Below are 17,520 nucleotides of genomic sequence, written 5' to 3' on the forward strand. Positions count from 1 at the left end.
CGGCCGTATCCCCGCCTGCCACCGCCCGCCGGTCGACCGGCTACGGGGTGGTGCGCGCGGGGAAGGTGAAGTGGTAGCCCTGCGCGGTGAGCCAGGGCAGGTACTGCCCCAGCGCGGCGACTGTTTCGCTGCGGTCGCCGCCCCCGTCGTGGAACAAGACGGTCGGCTGCTGCGGGAGATCGCTCTCGACCGCGGAAATGATCGCGGGCAGGCCCGGACGGCTCCAGTCCTTGGGGTCCACGCTCCAGCCCAGCGGCCGCATCCCGCTCGCCGCGGCGAGCGCCCGGCTGTCGGGGGTGAACGCGCCCCCCGGTGCCCGGTAGTAGCCGACCGGGACCCCGGGAGCGGCCTTCTCGATCATGGCCTTGCCTTCGAGGATCTGCTGCTTCTGGTAGGCGACCGGCTTGTGGTCCATGGTCACGTCGTGGTCGACGGAGTGGTTGCACAGGCGGTGCCCCTCGGCGGCGACCGAGCGCACGAGCTCCGGATACTTCTGAGCCTTGGTCCCGATCATGCAGAAGGTGGCCTTGACGTGGTTCTTCCGCAGGACCTCCAGGACCTGGGGGGTCCAGCGGGGGTCGGGGCCGTCGTCGATGGTGATCGCGACATCCCGTCCCGGGCCCTGGGCCAGCCGGGAGATCGCCAGAGGTATCCCCGAGGCGCTTCGGGCGGGCCCCGGCTTGCCGGCCGTCGACGCGGAACCGGCGGAATCCTTGGCGGCCGGCTTCTCGGGGGCGGAGGCGGGCTTCCCGGCAGAGCCGCGCGCGGCCACCCTCGCGGGGCCGGCCGCGGGCTGGTCCGCCGAGCCGTCCGCGGCGGCGAGGGCCGGGGCGGCGGATACGGCCAGGATGCCGAGGACGGTCGCGGCGGCTGCGGATCCCGCCCGCCGGACGCGGCGGGCGGAACTGCTCGTGATGCCCATGGAGGCGCTCTTCCTTTGCGTTCGGCCCCCCGAAATCGCGTTGCGGATCCAGGCTAGGTCATCCGTCCGGGAGCCCTTCTGGGCCGATCCACCGCTTCCACACCCGGTACGACGTGCCAGAACGGGACCTGCCGGACCTCGGGGCGGCCCGTCAGCTGTGAGGAGTCTCACCGGCCGGCCGGGCCCCGGCCGTGACGCGGCGGCGCCGGCCGCTCGCCGTGTGCAGCAGCAGCCAGCCGCCCGCCGCGCCGACCGCATACCAGAACAGATCCGGAGCGTTGAAGGTGGAACCGAGGACCATACGGGCGGCGGCACTCTCACGGGACAGCTCCGCCGGCACGGAACTGAGCTGGAGGAACTCGACGGCCCAGCTCACCGCCAGTGCCGTGCCGGCGGCCCGCAGGGGCGTCCACCGGGGCGCGACCAGCACGACGAGGGCCAGCAACAGGACGGTGTACAGCGCGTCCCCGCCGTACTTGGCCACGCTTCCGGCCGCGAAGGCCCGCAGCCCGAGCCCCGCGCCGACCGTCACCGCCGCGGATCCGGCCGCCGCCAGCCGGATCCGTATGAGTCGGGCGGGGGCGGAGGGGGCCGTACGGTCACCGGTTCCGGGCACGAGGGTCACCGGGCCATCCTGCCGGATCCGGGTGTCCGCCCCCGACCCGGGCGACGTGCCGATGCCGCACGCTCGCGGCGCGGGACGGACAGCCGGCCGTTGCCGCCTTCGGCGCGACCTGCCCGCACGGCGGACCGAAGGCGTCCGGCGGTGGGCGACGCGCCCCGGGGGACCGACGGGGGTCAGTCCAGCGGCTGCTCGACGGTGCTCGTGCCGCTGCCCTCCTGGGATTCCCAGGACCAGCTCTCCTGCATGCGCAGGCGGCCGTCGGGGAGTTCGGTCACGAGCGAGGTGCAGCGCCCGGACGCGGTCGTGCCGTCCGGGCGGAGTTGGACGTAGCGGAAGTCGACGGTGTCGCCCGCCCGGGTGCCGATCAGGTGCCCCTTGACCACGTCTCCGCCCTGGTAGTCGGCCCAGACGAGACCGTCGCGTTCGTGGTATTCGAACCGGGTCAGGCGCCCGACCTGGCCGGGCGCCTGGTCTGCCACGGGAACGAAGACGAGGCCGTCGAGCGAGCGTGTCATGCATGACTCCCGGAGGAAGATGGCCCGGGGCCGTCCCGGTCCACAGGAGGAAACGGGCCGCCGCGGGTGGTCGTGGTGGGGGCGAGGGACCGGAACGGGCCACCCGCGGAAGGTGGACGGCCCCGTGCCCCAGGACGCCGCGCCGCGACGAACGAACCGCACGAGTCGCCCCCCGGGGAACGCGCGGTCCGCGACAGCGTACGCCCACGGGCCACGAGGGTGTCGCACCACCGGACCGCGGCCGCACCGGGGGCTGTTGAGGCGCCCGCGGATCCGGCCGGGATGACGCCCCGTCACCGGTTCGGGCGGCGTGTGATCCATGGCTGCCGGAAGCCTGGTGGGCAGGCCGTGTCGCCGAGGGGTCGAGGAGGGGGCCGGGCCCGTCGGGGTGACGGGCCCGACCCCCTCCGCGGTCACTCGTGCGCATGCGCGCCGACCGGTGAGGTCAGGACCTGTGCATGCCCTTCTTGGCCCGGTCCGCGGCCTCTGAGGCCATCTCCTCCGCCTTGCCGGTCATCCGCTCGGCGCTGCCTTCGGCCTGCATACGCCGGTCGTCCATCGCGTCGCCCGCGGTCTCCTTGAGCTTGCCCTTGATCTGCTTGGCCTTGCCCTTTGCCTTGCTCATGACGAAGTGCTCCTTGAGTGAGGGGGAATGCACTGCCCACCATGCGGCCGCCCGGAGCGCCCCGCAACGCGCGGTGGACCGTCCGGCTCTCGCCCCGGGGGTGTGGTACGAACTTCCCGCCTGCCGCGCGGCGCCCGCCGTCCTCGCAACACGACCTAGCCGGGGGGCTCGCCGACCGTCGCCCGTTCGCCAGGAGGCGGCTCGGCCGGGCCGGGACGGGGCTCGTCCGGCCGGGGCCCGCGTTGTGCGTGTGCAGGCTCCTGGGGAGTCGCGTCCGGTTTCCTGGGTGTCGGCCCGGGGCCTTCGGAGGGGGCTTCGGACGTCTTACCGGTCTATGCGGCTCATCTCGTGTCCTTCGTTCTCGACGGTGTTCGTGCGCCCTGTACGCGCTCCTGCGTCTGCCCCGCCGGACGCCTCCCAACCGGTCGCGCGGCATCGGGAACGGGCACGGGTAGGGACGACTTTCGCGGGCAGACGGCGTCTGAAGCGCCACGGCGGATCCAATCGTTCCGCCGCAACTCCAACGCGAGAATGAGGTACTCATGATTGCCGTCGGGCTCATCCTCCTGCTCATCGGATTCCTGACCGGGGTCTCCTTCCTGTGGACCCTCGGGGTCATCCTGCTTGTGGTGGGCGCGGCACTGTGGGTCCTGGGGTCGCTGGGACACGCGGTCGGCGGCCGACGCCACTACTGGTAGACCACGCCGTGGACGCGCCGAGGCCTGTCCCGTCGTGATCGACGGGACAGGCCTCGGCGCGTCCACGGGGGCGGATCCCTGCCGGCCCGAAGGACAACCGGCGGTCCCTGACGATGCTGTGGACGAGGATCAGGATCGCCACCGCCATCGCGGCCACATGCGGCCACACCGGGGCGTCCGCGATACGCGCGCTTACCGTCATGCTCACATCAGTCATGTACCGCGCCTGCCCGCAAGATTCACTCACACCTCGCCCCAACCCCCTCGTAAAGAAGGCCGTTTGCTGTCAGGATCGGCCCTTCGTATCCGGAACACACCACCGTTGGGGAGAGGACGTACACCGCATGCCTGCCGGTCCGTCGCCGTTCGTGCCGCCCGCACAGCCCACGCAGCCCGCACCCCCGGCTCCGCCGACTCCCACGGGACCGCCCGCGAAGGGCACCCGGCCGGCCACCCGGCCGGCCGCCGCCGTGCTGACCGTCTCCGCCGTCCTGGTGGGCCTGATGGCAGGCCTGTTCTTCGCCTTCGACGTCTCCGTGATGCCCGGGCTCGCGGCCGGGGACGAGCAGACGTACGTCGTGGCGATGCGCGCCTTCAACAAGGCGATCGACGGCAACCCGCTCTTCGGAACCGTTTTCCTGCTGGCGCTGGTGGCCGCCGTGCTGTCGGCGGTCCTGGAGTTCCGCGGCGGGCGGCGGGCCGTGGCGCTCTGGGTGGGTGCGGCCGCCGCGGCCTACCTCGTCGTCCTGCTGATCACCTTCGCCGTGAACATCCCCCTCAACAACGAGCTCGCCGGCGCGGGCGACGTCGCCGGGATGAAGGACTTCGGGATCGTCGAGCGGTTCAGGACGACCTGGGTGACCACCAACATCATCCGCACACTTCTGTGCACCACCGCGCTGGCCGCACTCGCCCGTGCCCTGCTCCTCCACGGCCGCGCCACCCGGTGAACGCCCGTCGGCCCGGCCGGCCCCGAGCTCCTCCGTCAGTGGAGGACCAGGGCCCAGGCGAGGCAGCCGAGGGCGATCGTGCACAGCACGGACCGCCACGCGTTGGCGCGTACCCACGGTGATTCGAAGGCCCGCCGGACCGCCGCGGGGTCGCCGATGCCGTCGACCGGGCCGGCCTGTTCCAGGGCGTTGTTCAGCGGAATGTTGACCCTCGCCGTCACGGCCATTGCCGCGAGATACGCGCCGAGCGCGCCGGCCAGCGGCACCAGCGCGTCCCGCCCGCCACCGCCCACGGCGTGGAGGACCAATGCGGCCGCGACGAACACGAGCGCACCGACGTAGCCCAGCAAGAACCAGCCGTTGAGGATCGCCACGTTGACGCGCTGCATGGTCTCGATGAACGTGCGGTTTCCGGCGACCCGCAGACCCGGCATCACGGCCACGGAGAACCCGTAGAAGAGGCCGCTCATCCATCCGACGGTGATCGTCGCGGCGATCATCGTCGCCAGCCGTGCCGTCTCCACGTGAGGCTCCCCCGGATCGAGTATCGGGTCAGGAACTGGTCTTCGAACGGTCAGGTCACGCCGATCATAGGGTGCGGGGGACCGGTCCGGGGGCCGCGTAGGCTGACAGACCGGCCCCTCGCTCCACCGCCCGCCCCCCACGTCACCGCCGAACGGAGTCACCTGCCATGCTGACCGCCCTCACCGGTGTCCACGGGGACCGTGCGGACGCCGTCACCGTCGCCGGCCGAACCGCCTCCTACGAGGAACTCCTGGGAGCCGCCCGGCAGGTGGCGGCGGATCTCACCGCATCGGGGGTCCCCGCCTTCGCGGTGACCGCCACGGCCTCCCTGGAAACGGTGGCCGCCGTGGTCGGTGCGCTGCTCGCCGGAGTACCGTGCGTCCCGCTGCCGCCCGACGCCGGTCCGGCCGAGCGCGGCCACATCCTGCGCGACTCCGGGGCCCGCCCCGTCGAGGTCGACTTCGCCCGCCGCTCGGACAGGACCCCCGTACCGGCCCGGGTGCACGCCCCGGAGGATCCCGCGCTGATCCTCTACACCTCGGGCACCACCGGAGCCCCCAAGGGCGTGGTCCTCAGCAGCGCGGCGATCACCGCCGACCTGGACGCGCTCGCCGAGGCCTGGCAGTGGAGCGCCGAGGACACCCTGGTCCACGGGCTCCCGCTGTTCCACGTCCACGGCCTCGTCCTCGGTGTCCTCGGAGCCCTGCGCACCGGCAGCCGCCTCGTGCACACCGGCCGGCCGACCCCGGAGGCGTACGCGGCCGCGGGCGGGAGCCTGTACTTCGGTGTGCCGACCGTGTGGTCCCGGGTGGCCCGTGAGCCCCGGGCCGCCGCCGCCCTGTCGGGGGCGCGGCTCCTGGTGTCGGGCAGTGCGGCGCTGCCCGCGCCGGTCTTCCGGGACATCGAGCGGGTGAGCGGACACCGCATCGTCGAGCGGTACGGGATGACCGAGACGCTGATCACCGTGAGCGGCCGGGCCGGCGGCTGCCTCCACCCGGGCACGGTCGGGACGCCGCTGCCGGGCGTCGCCACCCGCATCGCGGCCGAGGAGGGCGCGGAGATCGGCGAACTCCAGCTGACCGGCCCCACGCTGTTCTCCGGCTACCTGGGCCGGCCCGAGGCGACCGCCGCCGCGTACACCGAGGACGGCTGGTTCCGTACGGGTGACATCGCGGCCGTCGACGAGAAGGACGGCGTCCACCGGATCGTGGGCCGTGCCTCGACCGACATGATCAAGTCGGGCGGGTACCGGATCGGCGCGGGCGAGATCGAGAACGCGCTCCTGGACCATCCCCGGGTCCGTGAGGCGGCCGTGGTCGGGGTCCCCGACACGGACCTCGGACAGCGGATCGTCGCGTTCGTCGTCGCGGAGGGGGTGACGGGAGCCGAGCTCACCGACTTCGTCGCCGCCCACCTGTCCATCCACAAACGCCCCCGCGAAGTCCGCTTCGTCGAGTCGGTCCCGCGCAACGCCATGGGCAAGCCGCAAAAGCGCCTCCTCCTGGACGACACCACCACGGAGCACCGCGCCTGATCGCCGCCCGGCGCGAGGCAGCCCCGCCTCAACCGGATCGGCCTTCGTCCAGCTGTGCGTTGACCCGGGCGGCCTGGCGGGTCAGGTGGTCGCGCTCAGCGAGGTTCGGAGCCTTCAGCGCCGCCTCCGCGTACAAACGGGCCGCCGTCGCCGGGTCGCCGTCGCGTTCGTGGAGGTACGCCGCCACCGCAGTGTGGCGGGGCAGCGAAGTGTCCAGCGCCGCGAGGGCCGCCAGGCCGGCCCGCGGCCCGTCTGCCTCGCCCACGGCCACCGCACGGTTGAGGCGCACGACCGGGCTGTCGGTCAGGCGGACGAGCTCGTCGTACCAGCCGACGATCTGCGGCCAGTCCGTCTCCTCGGTGGCGGGCGCGTCCGCATGGAGCGCCGCGATGGCGGCCTGGGCCTGGAACTCGCCCAGCCGGTCGCGCGCCAGCGCCCCCTGCAACACCGCGACACCCTCGGAGATCATCTGCGTGTCCCACCGGTCCCGGTCCTGCTCGGCGAGCGGCACCAGGCTGCCGTCGGGCGCCGTCCGGGCCGCCCGCCGCGCGTGGTGGAGCAGCATGAGCGCGAGCAGTCCGGCCACCTCGGGATGGTCGACCCCGGCCGCGAGCTGCCGGGTGAGCCGGATGGCCTCGGCGGCGAGGTCGACGTCACCCGAGTACCCCTCGTTGAACACCAGGTACAGCACGCGCAGCACGGTGGCGACATCTCCGGGCCGGTCCAGCCGCACGCCGGACACGGTGCGCTTCGCACGGCTGATCCGCTGCGCCATCGTCGCCTCGGGCACCAGGTAGGCCCGGGCGATCTGGCGGGTGGTGAGCCCGCCGACGGCACGCAGGGTGAGCGCGACCGCGGACGACGGCGTCAGCGACGGGTGCGCGCACAGGAAGTACAGTCGGAGCGTGTCGTCCACGGCGGGCGCCGGCCCGGGCTCCGGCTCCCGGTCGACGAGGTCCTCCCGTCGGCGCCGGGAGGCGTCGGCCCGGTTCACGTCGAGGAACCGGCGCCATGCCACGGTGATCAGCCAGCCCCTGGCGTCCCGTGGCGGGTCGTCCGGCCAGACGCGGACCGCCTCGACCAGCGCGTCCTGCACGGCGTCCTCGGCCGCCGCGAAGTCGGCTCCGCGGCGGACGAGGACGGCGAGCACCCCGGGCGTGAGGCTCCGCAGAAGGACCTCGTCCATCCCGCTGTCACTCCGTGATGGTGGGCGGCGCGGACAGGAACGGGCGCACCTCGAGCCACTCGTGGATCGGCTTCCCGCCCGCCCCGGGAGCCGCCGACAGCTCTCCGGCCAGCTCCACGGCGCGCTCGTAGCCGTCGACGTCGATCACCATCCAGCCGGCGATCAGATCCTTGGTCTCGGCGAACGGCCCGTCGGTGACCGGCGGCCGGCCCTCGCCGTCGTACCGCACCCACGTCCCCTCGGGCGCCAGCGCCTGCCCGTCGACGAACTCGCCCGTCTTCTCGAGCCGCGCCGCGAAGTCGTGCATGTACTGCATGTGGTCAGAGATCTCCTGGGGCGTCCACTGGGCCATGGGGACGCCGTTGACCGCGGCGGGAGCGCCCCGGTAGTGCTTGAGCAGCAGGTACTTCGCCATGGTGCATCTCCTCGGTGCTGGTGCGACCCATTCTGGCCGCCTTCACACCGGGGACGGAGCAGGAAACCCCTTCTCGACATCAGGGCCCGGACTTTTTCGGCGGAACCCGCCGGACGGGGCGGGGCGACCGTCGCGCCGACGACAACCGGGCGCTCAGGCGACTACGCGCAGGCGCGTCACACTCGGGTCGAGCGCACCACGTACGTGGCCGTTCGGAGCGGCCGCGGTCCGCTGCAGGAACCGGACGGCCGCGGCGGTGATGACCTCGCCCGGCAGGACGTTGGGGATGCCCGGCGGGTACGCGGCCAGCGTGTCCGCGGAGATCCGGCCGACGGCCTCCTGCGCCGTCACGACGCGGGCGGGGCTCAGGAACGCCTCTCGGGCGGTGAGTCTGGTGGCGCCGGGCTCCGGCAGCCGCGGCGTGCCGCCGTGGCCGGCCGGGCCGGTGAGCGGGGCGGGCAGGGAGTGCAGCGCCTCGACGAACCGGTCGGTGTCGGGGGCGGATCCCGCACCGATCACGGCCACGACCGCTGCGCCGGTCGCCACCTCGACCATGATCCGGTGGTCCCGGAAGAGCCGGCGCCGGGCCTCGTGGCCCGTGATGCCCCCGGCGCGGGTGTCGATCGCGATCCGCAGCGGATCTGCGCCGACGATGTCGCGGAAGGCGTGGAAACCGTCGCTCACCACGGTGAACCGGCCCAGCGCGCGGACGGCTCCCCGGACCGCGTCCGCGGCCGTGACGGAGCCGTCCGTCGCGGCGCCGCCGGTGACCAGACTCCGCCGGGCGAGATCCAGCGACGCCGTCAGCAGGGCACTCGCGCTCGTGGACTGCACGAGCCGGAACGCCCGGTCCACGAGGGGTTCGAGCAGGTCCGCGAAGGGCCCCTCCGCCAGATGGAGCATGGCCGACTGCGTCAGACTCCCCGCCAGCTTGTGCGTACTGGAGGTTGCCAGGTCCGCGCCCAGGGAGAGAGCACGCGCGGGGAGTGCGGGATGGAAGCCGAAGTGCGATCCCCACGCCTCGTCGACGATCAGCGGGACGCCCGCGGCATGGGCGGTGTCCGCGATGGCCCGTACGTCGGCGACCGCCCCGAAGTAGCTCGGCGAGACGATGTACACGGCGGCCGCGTCCGGTGTCCGCTCCAGCGCCGCCGCCACGTCCGCGGCAGTCACACCGTGGGCGATGCCCTGCTCGGGGTCGACGGACGGCTGGACGAAGACGGCGTCCATGCCGGACAGCACCAGCCCGTCGATCACGCTGGAGTGCACGCTGCGCTGCACCACGAGCGTGCGCCCGAGGGCGGGGACGACCATCGAGGCGATCTGGTTGCCCTGCGAAGCACCGTTCGTCAGGAACCAGGTACGTCGCGCGCCCCAGGCTTCGGCAGCCAGCCCCAGGGCCCGGTCCAGCGGCGTGTCCGGGCCCAGGTCGATGCCGTCGAGCAGCGGCGGGAAGTCCAGTTCCGTGATGGCCCGGCCGAGGAATCCGGCGAGGCCCGAGTCGGGGGCCGCGGCGTGCCCGGGAACGTTCAGCCGCAGCCAGTCCTGCCCGGCATGGCGCAGCAGGGCCTCGGCGTACGGGGCACCCAGCTGGCCGGCGGCGGCGCCGGGGTGGGAGGGCGGGGGTACTACGGGGACGGGTACGGGGGAGCAGGAGGCACGCCGACCGGTGGTTCTCGTGTTCACGCTGCGAGCGTGACAGTTCCCGGCCCATCGAAGAAGGATGGACTTTTCGTTACCCCTCCATAGGATGTCTATATGCTCGACGTCAGGCACCTCCAGGTGCTGCGCTCCATCGCGCAGGAGGGCTCGCTCGCCGCCGCAGGCCGCGCACTGCACTACAGCCAGCCCACGATCACCCACCACCTCTCCGCCCTCGAAGCCCATTTCGACGCCCGCCTCGTCCGGCGCGGCCCCCGCGGAGCCACCCTGACCGAGCTCGGCGAAGCCCTGCTGCCGCACGCCGAGGCCGTGCTCGAACGGCTGCGCCGGGCCGAGCTGGAAGTACGCGGCCTGGCCGAGCGCGGCATGCGCACACTGCACATCGGTACCTTCCCCACCGCAGGAGCCCTGCTGCTCGCCCCGGCAGTCAGGCGCCTCCACCGCCAGGGGGTGCACATCTCGCTCACCGAGGGCGAACTCCCCCTCCTGCTGCGCGGGCTGAGGGCGCGCGAGCTGGATGCGGCCCTCGTGTTCTCGCAGCCCGGCGACCGCCTCGACCTCGACGAGGACTTCGAGGTGCACCCGTTGCTGGCCGACCCGCTCTTCCTGGTCCTGCCGGAGGACCACCCGTGCGCAGCGCTGGAGCGGGTACCCCTCGGCGAGCTGCGAGACACCATGTGGGTCGGCGCGGCCGACCCCCACGACCCCTGCGACCGGGTGCTCGCCTGGGCGTGCGCCCAGGAGGGATTCGAGCCCCTGCACGCGATGCGTACCGACGACTACGCGGTGGTCCAGGGCCTCGTCGCGGCCGGGACGGGCGTCGCCCTGGTCCCGCGGCTCGCCCTGGGACACCCCCGGCCCGACCTGGTGGTGCGGCCCCTGGCCCACCCCGAGCCGGCCCGTGAGATCAGCGTCGCCCTGCTGCGTTCCACCTCGGCCGCGGCCGCCCGGGAACTGATCGAGGCCCTGCGGGAACAGGCCACTTTGATCACGGAGCGCTGGGCCGCGGCCTGACACCGTCCCCGTCGATGCCCTGACAGGCCCTGGAGCGGCCGGTCGGCGGCCAGGCCGTTCGCCACACTGTGGGCCGGACCGCCTCTTGTCGATCGCAAACCGCACAGCCGGTAAAGCGTCGACCCCTAAGGAGTGAATCGTGCCGGAACCCCGTGACCCTTGGCCGGAACCTTTCATACGTTGGCCGCTCTTCGCTCATCACCACCACTGGGGGGCCGGTGCGCAACCACCGACTCGTAATGACCGCTGCCTTCGTGGCGGCAGGTCTCGGCATCATCCCGGGCACCGCTCAGGCGGCTGATCCCGTACCCCTCGCGGCCGGCGTGGCCGACGCGATCGACAAGGCATCCACGTCCCAGGGTTTCCACAGCCCCGCGGGCCGCACGATCCGCACTACTTTGCCCGCCTCCACCGGTGCGAAAACCGGGGGGAGCACCTTGGCGAACGCCAGGACCGCCGCGCCGCAGACCGCCGCCGCTTCGACCGAGCAGGCCGCGCTCGACGCGAGCGCCAACCCCGCCCTCGCGGTGGACGTCAGCGGCACCAGCTACACCGCGCACGGCATCGAACTCACCACCCTGATCACGAGCGCCGACGTCGCACTGGACGTCGTCATCGACTGGGGCGACGGCAAGACCGACACGGCCACCGCCCAGGGCAACGCCGAACTGCACCACTCGCACACCTACGACAAGTCCGGCGAGTATCAGGTGAAAGTGACGGTGACCGACGGCGCCAACGCCGTCCAGGCCACCAACGGCGGGGCCTTCCTCACCCCCGGCTCCGACTTCACCCCGCACACCCCGACCCGGCTCCTGGACACCCGCGACGGCACAGGCGCGGCCGCGGGCAAGGTTCCCGGGCAGGGCACGGCCCGGGTGAAGATCGCCGGCAACGCCTCCATTCCGGCAGGCGTCACCGCGGTCGCCCTCAACGTCACGGTCACCGAGACCGTCGACAGCGGCTACGTGACCGCGTGGCCGGGAGCCGGTTACGACCGCCCGGACACCTCGAACCTCAACTACACGGCGGGCAGTTCCGTCCCGAACCTGGTGATCGTGCCGGTCGGCGACGACGGATACGTGGAGCTCTTCAACGGCGGCTGGAGCTCGGTGGACCTGATCGCCGACGTCACCGGCTATTTCACCCGGGCCTCGGACAGCGGCTACACCTCGATGACGCCGGCCCGCTTCGTGGACACCCGCGAGGGCATCGGCACGGCCAAGGGCATGCTCGCCGCCCGCAGTGCCTTCACGACCCGGATCGGCGGCCTGCAGGGCGTGCCCGAGAACATCACGGCCGTGGCACTGAACGTCACGGTGACCGAGCCCCAGGGGCCCGGCCACCTGACCGCCTTCTCCGGTACCGGCCAGGCCCCGACGGCGTCGAACGTGAACTTCGTGCCGGGCCAGACGGTGGCCAACGCCGTCATCGTGCCGGTGGCACCGGACGGGACGATCAAGGTCTTCAACGGTGCCTGGTCACCCACCCACGTGGTGGTCGACGTCGTCGGCTACTACAGCAAGGACAGCAAGGCCGCCTTCCTGCCCTTCACCCCGTTCCGGACACTCGACACCCGGCAGCAGGCCTACGGCTGGCCCGGGGGCCGGTTCCGGGCCCGGGAGTACATCTCCCAGGGGTTCACCCCCGAGTCCGCGACCGCGACGGGTGTCGAGGCCTACGTGCTGAACGCCACGGTCACCGAGACCGCGGGCACCGGGTTCCTCTCGGTGGCGCCGAGCCCCTACGCGCTGCCGGAACCGGGGGAGACTACCCCGTCGGCCGCGACTCGCCCCGGCTCCTCCACCCTCAACTGGACGGCAGGCGCGACCGTACCGAACCTGGTGCAGGCGAGCGACGGCGAACACGGCGTCATCGACTTCTGGAACCAGGGGCACGAGGACGCCGACCTGGTGATCGACGTCTTCGGCGTCTACCAGACCAAGTGACCCCTGGGGGCGGCACGCACGGGCGGACCGCCCCCTCTCGGCCCGTGCCGGTGCCGCGCGGGCACCGGCCACCCGCGCGGCACCGGCACGGGGGACGACGGCGCGCCTGCCGGACCTGCTAAGTTGACCGTTCTTTTCGTCGGCATGCCGAGCAGGGGGAGTAGGGACGGTGCGGCGCAAGCGGGTGCGATTCGTTGCGGCAGGGCTCGGGTTGGGCGTCCTGGTGGCGGGAGCCGCCGCCTGCGGGCCGTCGGATGCGCAGGCAGCCCGGGCCGGAGCGAGCGGGCAGGACACCGAACCGACAGTGTCCGCCCCGAGCCCGGGTGTGAAGGCCGCCGGTCAGGTCGGTGGTGACGGTTCGCCGTGCCGACTGCCGGTCTCCTTCGACCTGGCCCCGGGTTGGGAGCCGAAGGCCGTCACCCACGTCGGGGACGAGCAGTTCGCGTCACTGTTCGAGCAGGGCGGGACGACGCTCGCCTGCGAGATCAGTGCCAAAGCCAGCGGGAACATCGGATTCCTGCGGGTCTGGGTCGCCGATCAGCCCGTCACGGCCGGGGACGCCCGCGGAGTCCTCGAGGCGTTCATGACCGGGGAGCGGACGAGCGGAGGGTCCCCCGTCTACACCGATCTGAAGACGGGCGCGGGAGGCGGCGAACTGCCCACGGTGCAGGTCGCCTATGAGACGGCCGCCCTCGACGAGCCGAAGCAGGAGAGCGCGTTCGCTGTCGTCACCCCGGCGGGCGAGGGGGTCGTCGTCCACCTGGGCGGTCTGGACTCCACCGAGCACGAGCAGATGCTCCCGGCCTTCCGGCTGGCCCGGCAGTCCCTCAAGGCCGCCCCGCAGCCGACTCCCTGAGCCGACTGCCTGAGCCGGCGCTCCGACCTGTACGGCCGAGCGGGAGCGGCCGACCGGGGAGAGTTGCAGCGAACGTCGCATTCCGATGGTTCGGCACGCCGGAGGAACGTAGCGTCGTGATCAAGGAATTACTGGCTGGATCCACCGCCGACCAAGTGCCGGCGAACGCGGCCGCCACCGATGACATGCTGGCCACCCAGCCGGTCGGCTACTGGTGCGGCCTGACCCGGACGGCCGTCACCCGGTACCTGCGTGACGCCAAGAAGGGCACCACCTCGGCCGGGGTTCAGCGCCAGTACTCCGGAACAGCCGGGCCGGACCGAGAACGGGTGGATCGGCGCCTTCGTCGCCTACGCCGCGGTATCCCGCTTGTCCAGCCACGTGAGAATGGCCTGGTTCGTTTCTTCCGGCCTTTCCTGCTGGATCCAGTGGCCGCAGTCGAGGCTGACCACTTCTGCGTGGGGTACGAACTCTGTCAGGTTTTCGGATCTCGCGACAGGGTCGCGGTCGCCGTAGATCATGAGGGCGGGCTGGTGGATGATCGGGTCCACGGCCGCCAGGAGGCGCCAGTTTCGGTCGAGGTTCCGGTACCAGTTGATGCCGCCGGTGAACCCGGATGTCTCGAAGGCGGAGACGAGGACGGCCAGTTCGCCGTCGCTCATGATGGGCTCGCCGAGAGCCGTCCGCGCGTGGGCGAGATTGATCAGCGCCATACCCGGCTGAGGCTCCGGCGGCGGCTGGTTCTTCCGGTACAGGTTGCGGAGGAACTGGATGGTGTTGTCTTCGAATACGGCGTCGGCGACGCCCGGCCGCCGGTTGAAGTGGACGAAGTAGAAGTCGCCGCCGAGCATGGCTTCCATGGACTCGATCCACGGCTTTTCACCGCGCTCCTGGTAGGGCAGGCTCAGGTTGATCACCTTGTTGACACGGGTGGGGTGCAGCAGGGTCAGTCCCCAGACGACGAACGCGCCCCAGTCATGGCCGACGAAGGTGGCGTCGTCGTATCCATAGTGGTCGAGGAGCGCGACGAGGTCACCCGACAGGTGTTCGATGTCGTAGTCCGTCACTTCGGCCGGGCGGGAGGAGTTGCCGTAGCCCCGCTGGTTGGGTGCGATGACGTGGTAGCCCGCTGCGGCGAGGGCGGGCATCTGGTGGCGCCAGGTGAAGGCGTGGTCCGGCCAGCCGTGGCACAGCACGATGGGCCTTCCCGCGTTCTCCTGGCCCGCTTCGAAGACTTCGAGTTCCACCCCGTTGACCGGAACGAGGGTGGGCTTGGGGAAATCGGTTGAGGTCATGTCGCCATCGTGCCGCCCTAAACCGGTCACTTCATGACCGGTTTATGTGGGAGTTTTGTGGCGTGCGAACCGACCGGCTGGTGGCCATCCTCCTCATGCTGCAACGGCGCGAGCAGGTGACAGCGGCAGAGGTCGCCCGAGAGCTGGAGGTCTCCGAGCGCACCGCCCGCCGCGACCTCGACGCCCTGGCCATGGCCGGGGTGCCCGTCTACTCCACGCAAGGCCGGGGCGGCGGCTGGCGCCTGGTGGGCGGCGCCCGCACCGATCTGTCGGGATTGACCGCGAGCGAGGCCCGCGCCCTGTTCCTGGTCGCCGGACCGGCCTCGGCTGCGACGCCGGCCGTGAAAGCCGCACTGCGCAAACTCGTCCAGGCCCTGCCGGAACCCTTCCGCGCCCAGGCCGAGGCAGCAGCGTCATCCTTGGTCATGGACCCGCAACGATGGGGATCGAACCGGATTGAGCTCCGAGCGCCTCGGTTCCTCGACGGACTCCAGGACGCGGTGATCCGCGGCGTCCAGGTACAGCTCGGCTACGTCGACGGCAAAGGTGCCGAAACGAAGCGAACCGTCCACCCGCTGGGCATCGTCGCCAAGGGCCCGGCCTGGTACCTCGTCTGCCACACCGAGACGGGTCGGCGGACCTTCCGGATCGACCGCGTGTCGTCCGTTGACCCGACCGACGACCCTGTGCACCGGCCCGAGGACTTCGACCTCGCCGCAAGCTGGCGCGAGATCGCCGACGAGATCGAACGCAAACGAACGCCCTTCGAAGTCCAGGCCGTCTGCGCACCCCACGGCATCGGCATACTCCGGATCGGGTTCGGCGACAGGCTCGAAATAGGAGGCACTACGACCGACGGACGTATCGACGTCGTGATCCGCGGCTACGACGAGTACACCATCGCCGGCGAACTCGCCGGGCTGGTCGAATGGCTCGAAGTGATCGGCCCTCCGGCCGTGCGAGACCAACTGGTCTCGATCGGCAACGCGCTCGTCGAACGATACGGCTGACGCCGGCATGGGGCGCTCAGCCCACGTGCTGAGCATTCTCGACGAGCATGATGCGATTCCGCCGGACGCCCGGTCACGACGTCGGCGGGTCCGTCGGCCGGGCTCGCTGAGGGTGGATCGTCTCGTGCCGCGCCAGCATCGCCACGAACTCGGCGATCTTCCGGGTGCGCGTGTCGGCCCGCTTGACGGCATTGACCCGGGTGATGAGGGAGAAGCGGTTGGCCTTGGTGAGCACCTCGAACATCGCCTGCGCCGCTGGGTCGGCGGCGATCGCGGCTCGCAGGTCCGGCGGCACCTCCGCTTCCGACGGCGGCGCGTAGGCGGCCGTCCACCGCCCGTCGGCCTTCGCTGCGTCCACCGCGGCGCGGCCGGCGGGCAGCATCAGGCCGGCCGCCTCCAATCGGGCCACGTTGGCGACGTTGCGTTGGGACCAGACGCTGCGGGGCCGGCGCGGGGTGAACCGCCTCCAAGAGCTCTCCTCATCGCGCTTGCGGGCCTGCCCGTCGATCCAGCCGAAGCACAGTGCCTCGTCGACGGCCTGCTGCCAGGTCAGCGTGGTGACGGAGCCGCCCTTCCTGGTCAGGGCGAGCCACACGCCGGGAGAGGCCGTGTGGTTGGCCATCAGCCACGCGCGCAGCGCCGCGCTGTCGGCCACGATCAGCTCGTCACGTTCGGTTCCGGTCACCATCACAGGCTAGTGAGCCGGTCGTGAGTGGAGCGCACCGGGCCGCTGGACGCGAAGGAACAGCAGCAGCCGGAGCGGATCCATGCCGCCCGCGACCACCACCAGGCCGCGAAGTGGATGCGCCGGCCCGTGCGCCGAAACCCAACCGGCCCGGCCACGGCAGGCCCCTCGACCTGAAGTGCCAGCCGCCCGCCTCCCACTGTGACGTGGGCGAAACGGGCGGCCAGAGAGCACCTCGAACGCGACAAGGCCAGACCATGAAGAACAAGCTGAGGCGGCCGGATCTCCGACCGGTGACGTGCCCGCCACGCCGACCGGTGAGACCGGTCAGGAATGGAGAAGCCACGGCTGCCCCGCGGCGCCTAGCGTGAGGGACATGGCAACCACCACGCACACCCCGGCCCCCACGTCCCCCGCGTCCCTGGCGTCCGTCACCCTCGAAGTGGCCGACCTCGCGGCGGCCCGCCGCTTCTACGCGGCCTTCGGCGTCGAGCAGTACGTAGGCCTGCGGGCGTCCGCCGCGCCGTCCACCGGATTCCGCGGCTTCACCCTGGGGCTCACCGTGTCCGGCCCCGCCACCGTCGACGGCTTCGTCAACGCCGCAGTGGACGCGGGCGCCACGGTGCTGAAGCCCGCCACGAAGTCCCTCTGGGGCTACGGCGGCGTCGTCCAGGCCCCTGACGGGACGATCTGGAAGATCGCGACCTCGGCTAAGAAGGACACCGGCCCCGACACCCGCCGGATCGACGAGGTCGTCCTGCTGATCGGCGTCGAAGACGTCAAGGCCACCAGGCAGTTCTACGTCGGACACGGCCTGACCGTGGCCAAGAGCTTCGGCGGCAAGTACGCCGAGTTCGCCGCCGGCCGGTCCGGCCCGGTCAAGCTCGCGCTGTACAAGCGCCGCGCCCTGGCCAAGGACCTCGGGGTCCCGGCCGACGGCACGGGCTCCCACCGCGTCGTCCTCGGCGGTACCCCCGAAGCGTTCACCGACCCGGACGGTTTCGTCTGGGAGGCCCCGGACCCGTCCGCCCCCGCGCAGTCCTGACCGCCGGCC

The 17,520-nt window shown here is 72.0% G+C and carries 18 protein-coding genes; 8 read left to right on the top strand and 10 right to left on the bottom strand.

Going from position 1 to position 17,520, the window contains the following annotated elements:
• Positions 1 to 40: 40 nt before the first annotated feature.
• From AW27_RS33030 to AW27_RS33045, 4 genes are all read right to left on the bottom strand, one after another.
• The gene (locus AW27_RS33030; RefSeq protein WP_037922591.1) at positions 41 to 922 is read right to left on the bottom strand and encodes a polysaccharide deacetylase family protein; all 882 of its coding nucleotides are present in this window, start codon (positions 920 to 922) and stop codon (positions 41 to 43) included.
• 151 nt (positions 923 to 1,073) lie between these two features.
• A complete protein-coding gene (locus AW27_RS33035) occupies positions 1,074 to 1,538 on the bottom strand; it encodes a ribosomal maturation YjgA family protein (RefSeq protein WP_236647677.1) in 465 nt (154 codons plus the stop codon).
• Between the two features lie 182 nt (positions 1,539 to 1,720).
• A complete protein-coding gene (locus tag AW27_RS33040) occupies positions 1,721 to 2,062 on the bottom strand; it encodes an avidin-fold protein (RefSeq protein ID WP_037922594.1) in 342 nt (113 codons plus the stop codon).
• Between the two features lie 445 nt (positions 2,063 to 2,507).
• Positions 2,508 to 2,687 carry a CsbD family protein gene (locus tag AW27_RS33045; RefSeq protein ID WP_037922596.1) on the bottom strand — a complete coding sequence of 60 codons (180 nt, stop codon included), beginning with the start codon at positions 2,685 to 2,687 and terminating at the stop codon, positions 2,508 to 2,510.
• Positions 2,688 to 3,229: 542 nt separating this feature from the next.
• On the opposite strand from AW27_RS33045, the gene AW27_RS33050 reads away from it, so the two are divergent.
• The gene (locus AW27_RS33050) at positions 3,230 to 3,385 is read left to right on the top strand and encodes a DUF6131 family protein (RefSeq protein ID WP_172671337.1); all 156 of its coding nucleotides are present in this window, start codon (positions 3,230 to 3,232) and stop codon (positions 3,383 to 3,385) included.
• A gap of 344 nt (positions 3,386 to 3,729) precedes the next feature.
• Positions 3,730 to 4,335, top strand: coding sequence for an anthrone oxygenase family protein (locus tag AW27_RS33055; RefSeq protein WP_052030724.1), 606 nt, complete (start codon positions 3,730 to 3,732; stop codon positions 4,333 to 4,335).
• Positions 4,336 to 4,370: 35 nt separating this feature from the next.
• Here AW27_RS33055 and AW27_RS33060 read toward each other — a convergent pair whose 3' ends face one another.
• Positions 4,371 to 4,859, bottom strand: a complete 489-nt coding sequence (locus AW27_RS33060; protein ID WP_037922598.1) for an anthrone oxygenase family protein — start codon at positions 4,857 to 4,859, stop codon at positions 4,371 to 4,373.
• A 167-nt stretch (positions 4,860 to 5,026) separates the two neighbouring features.
• Between AW27_RS33060 and AW27_RS33065 the strand changes: the two genes are divergently transcribed.
• Positions 5,027 to 6,394, top strand: coding sequence for an acyl-CoA synthetase (locus AW27_RS33065; protein ID WP_037922601.1), 1,368 nt, complete (start codon positions 5,027 to 5,029; stop codon positions 6,392 to 6,394).
• Positions 6,395 to 6,422: 28 nt separating this feature from the next.
• Here AW27_RS33065 and AW27_RS33070 read toward each other — a convergent pair whose 3' ends face one another.
• The 3 genes from AW27_RS33070 to AW27_RS33080 form a co-directional block, all read right to left on the bottom strand.
• Positions 6,423 to 7,580, bottom strand: a complete 1,158-nt coding sequence (locus AW27_RS33070; RefSeq protein ID WP_037922603.1) for an RNA polymerase sigma factor — start codon at positions 7,578 to 7,580, stop codon at positions 6,423 to 6,425.
• A gap of 7 nt (positions 7,581 to 7,587) precedes the next feature.
• Entirely contained in the window at positions 7,588 to 7,995 is a 408-nt protein-coding gene (locus AW27_RS33075) for a YciI family protein (RefSeq protein ID WP_037922605.1), read from the bottom strand.
• Positions 7,996 to 8,148: 153 nt separating this feature from the next.
• A complete protein-coding gene (locus tag AW27_RS33080; protein WP_052030725.1) occupies positions 8,149 to 9,681 on the bottom strand; it encodes an aminotransferase class I/II-fold pyridoxal phosphate-dependent enzyme in 1,533 nt (510 codons plus the stop codon).
• Between the two features lie 72 nt (positions 9,682 to 9,753).
• On the opposite strand from AW27_RS33080, the gene AW27_RS33085 reads away from it, so the two are divergent.
• The 3 genes from AW27_RS33085 to AW27_RS33095 all read left to right on the top strand — a co-directional run bounded on the left by AW27_RS33085 (position 9,754) and on the right by AW27_RS33095 (position 13,476).
• On the top strand, positions 9,754 to 10,671 hold the full coding sequence (locus AW27_RS33085; protein WP_037922607.1) for a LysR family transcriptional regulator: 918 nt from the start codon (positions 9,754 to 9,756) through the stop codon (positions 10,669 to 10,671).
• A gap of 239 nt (positions 10,672 to 10,910) precedes the next feature.
• Entirely contained in the window at positions 10,911 to 12,620 is a 1,710-nt protein-coding gene (locus AW27_RS33090; protein ID WP_063890593.1) for a PKD domain-containing protein, read from the top strand.
• A 223-nt stretch (positions 12,621 to 12,843) separates the two neighbouring features.
• Positions 12,844 to 13,476, top strand: a complete 633-nt coding sequence (locus AW27_RS33095) for a lipoprotein (RefSeq protein ID WP_269084561.1) — start codon at positions 12,844 to 12,846, stop codon at positions 13,474 to 13,476.
• A 350-nt stretch (positions 13,477 to 13,826) separates the two neighbouring features.
• Here AW27_RS33095 and AW27_RS33100 read toward each other — a convergent pair whose 3' ends face one another.
• The gene (locus AW27_RS33100; RefSeq protein ID WP_037922613.1) at positions 13,827 to 14,771 is read right to left on the bottom strand and encodes an alpha/beta fold hydrolase; all 945 of its coding nucleotides are present in this window, start codon (positions 14,769 to 14,771) and stop codon (positions 13,827 to 13,829) included.
• Between the two features lie 62 nt (positions 14,772 to 14,833).
• Between AW27_RS33100 and AW27_RS33105 the strand changes: the two genes are divergently transcribed.
• Positions 14,834 to 15,781 carry a helix-turn-helix transcriptional regulator gene (locus tag AW27_RS33105; RefSeq protein ID WP_037922616.1) on the top strand — a complete coding sequence of 316 codons (948 nt, stop codon included), beginning with the start codon at positions 14,834 to 14,836 and terminating at the stop codon, positions 15,779 to 15,781.
• 73 nt (positions 15,782 to 15,854) lie between these two features.
• Here AW27_RS33105 and AW27_RS33110 read toward each other — a convergent pair whose 3' ends face one another.
• Positions 15,855 to 16,469: a YdeI/OmpD-associated family protein gene (locus AW27_RS33110; protein WP_037922620.1), complete on the bottom strand. Its 615-nt coding sequence runs from the start codon at positions 16,467 to 16,469 to the stop codon at positions 15,855 to 15,857.
• A 373-nt stretch (positions 16,470 to 16,842) separates the two neighbouring features.
• On the opposite strand from AW27_RS33110, the gene AW27_RS33115 reads away from it, so the two are divergent.
• The gene (locus AW27_RS33115; RefSeq protein WP_037922624.1) at positions 16,843 to 17,511 is read left to right on the top strand and encodes a VOC family protein; all 669 of its coding nucleotides are present in this window, start codon (positions 16,843 to 16,845) and stop codon (positions 17,509 to 17,511) included.
• Positions 17,512 to 17,520 lie beyond the last annotated feature (9 nt).

Source organism: Streptomyces sp. PCS3-D2, from assembly GCF_000612545.2.
In the GTDB taxonomy this organism is placed as follows: domain Bacteria; phylum Actinomycetota; class Actinomycetes; order Streptomycetales; family Streptomycetaceae; genus Streptomyces.

What these genes read in the sequence shown, in the direction of transcription:
- AW27_RS33030 (WP_037922591.1), bottom strand. Translation starts at nt 922, where the DNA reads ATGGGCATCACGAGCAGTTCCGCCCGCCGCGTCCGGCGGGCGGGATCC.
- AW27_RS33040 (WP_037922594.1), bottom strand. Translation starts at nt 2,062, where the DNA reads ATGACACGCTCGCTCGACGGCCTCGTCTTCGTTCCCGTGGCAGACCAG.
- AW27_RS33045 (WP_037922596.1), bottom strand. Translation starts at nt 2,687, where the DNA reads ATGAGCAAGGCAAAGGGCAAGGCCAAGCAGATCAAGGGCAAGCTCAAG.
- AW27_RS33050 (WP_172671337.1), top strand. Translation starts at nt 3,230, where the DNA reads ATGATTGCCGTCGGGCTCATCCTCCTGCTCATCGGATTCCTGACCGGG.
- AW27_RS33055 (WP_052030724.1), top strand. Translation starts at nt 3,730, where the DNA reads ATGCCTGCCGGTCCGTCGCCGTTCGTGCCGCCCGCACAGCCCACGCAG.
- AW27_RS33065 (WP_037922601.1), top strand. Translation starts at nt 5,027, where the DNA reads ATGCTGACCGCCCTCACCGGTGTCCACGGGGACCGTGCGGACGCCGTC.
- AW27_RS33070 (WP_037922603.1), bottom strand. Translation starts at nt 7,580, where the DNA reads ATGGACGAGGTCCTTCTGCGGAGCCTCACGCCCGGGGTGCTCGCCGTC.
- AW27_RS33075 (WP_037922605.1), bottom strand. Translation starts at nt 7,995, where the DNA reads ATGGCGAAGTACCTGCTGCTCAAGCACTACCGGGGCGCTCCCGCCGCG.
- AW27_RS33085 (WP_037922607.1), top strand. Translation starts at nt 9,754, where the DNA reads ATGCTCGACGTCAGGCACCTCCAGGTGCTGCGCTCCATCGCGCAGGAG.
- AW27_RS33090 (WP_063890593.1), top strand. Translation starts at nt 10,911, where the DNA reads ATGACCGCTGCCTTCGTGGCGGCAGGTCTCGGCATCATCCCGGGCACC.
- AW27_RS33100 (WP_037922613.1), bottom strand. Translation starts at nt 14,771, where the DNA reads ATGACCTCAACCGATTTCCCCAAGCCCACCCTCGTTCCGGTCAACGGG.
- AW27_RS33110 (WP_037922620.1), bottom strand. Translation starts at nt 16,469, where the DNA reads ATGGTGACCGGAACCGAACGTGACGAGCTGATCGTGGCCGACAGCGCG.
- AW27_RS33115 (WP_037922624.1), top strand. Translation starts at nt 16,843, where the DNA reads ATGGCAACCACCACGCACACCCCGGCCCCCACGTCCCCCGCGTCCCTG.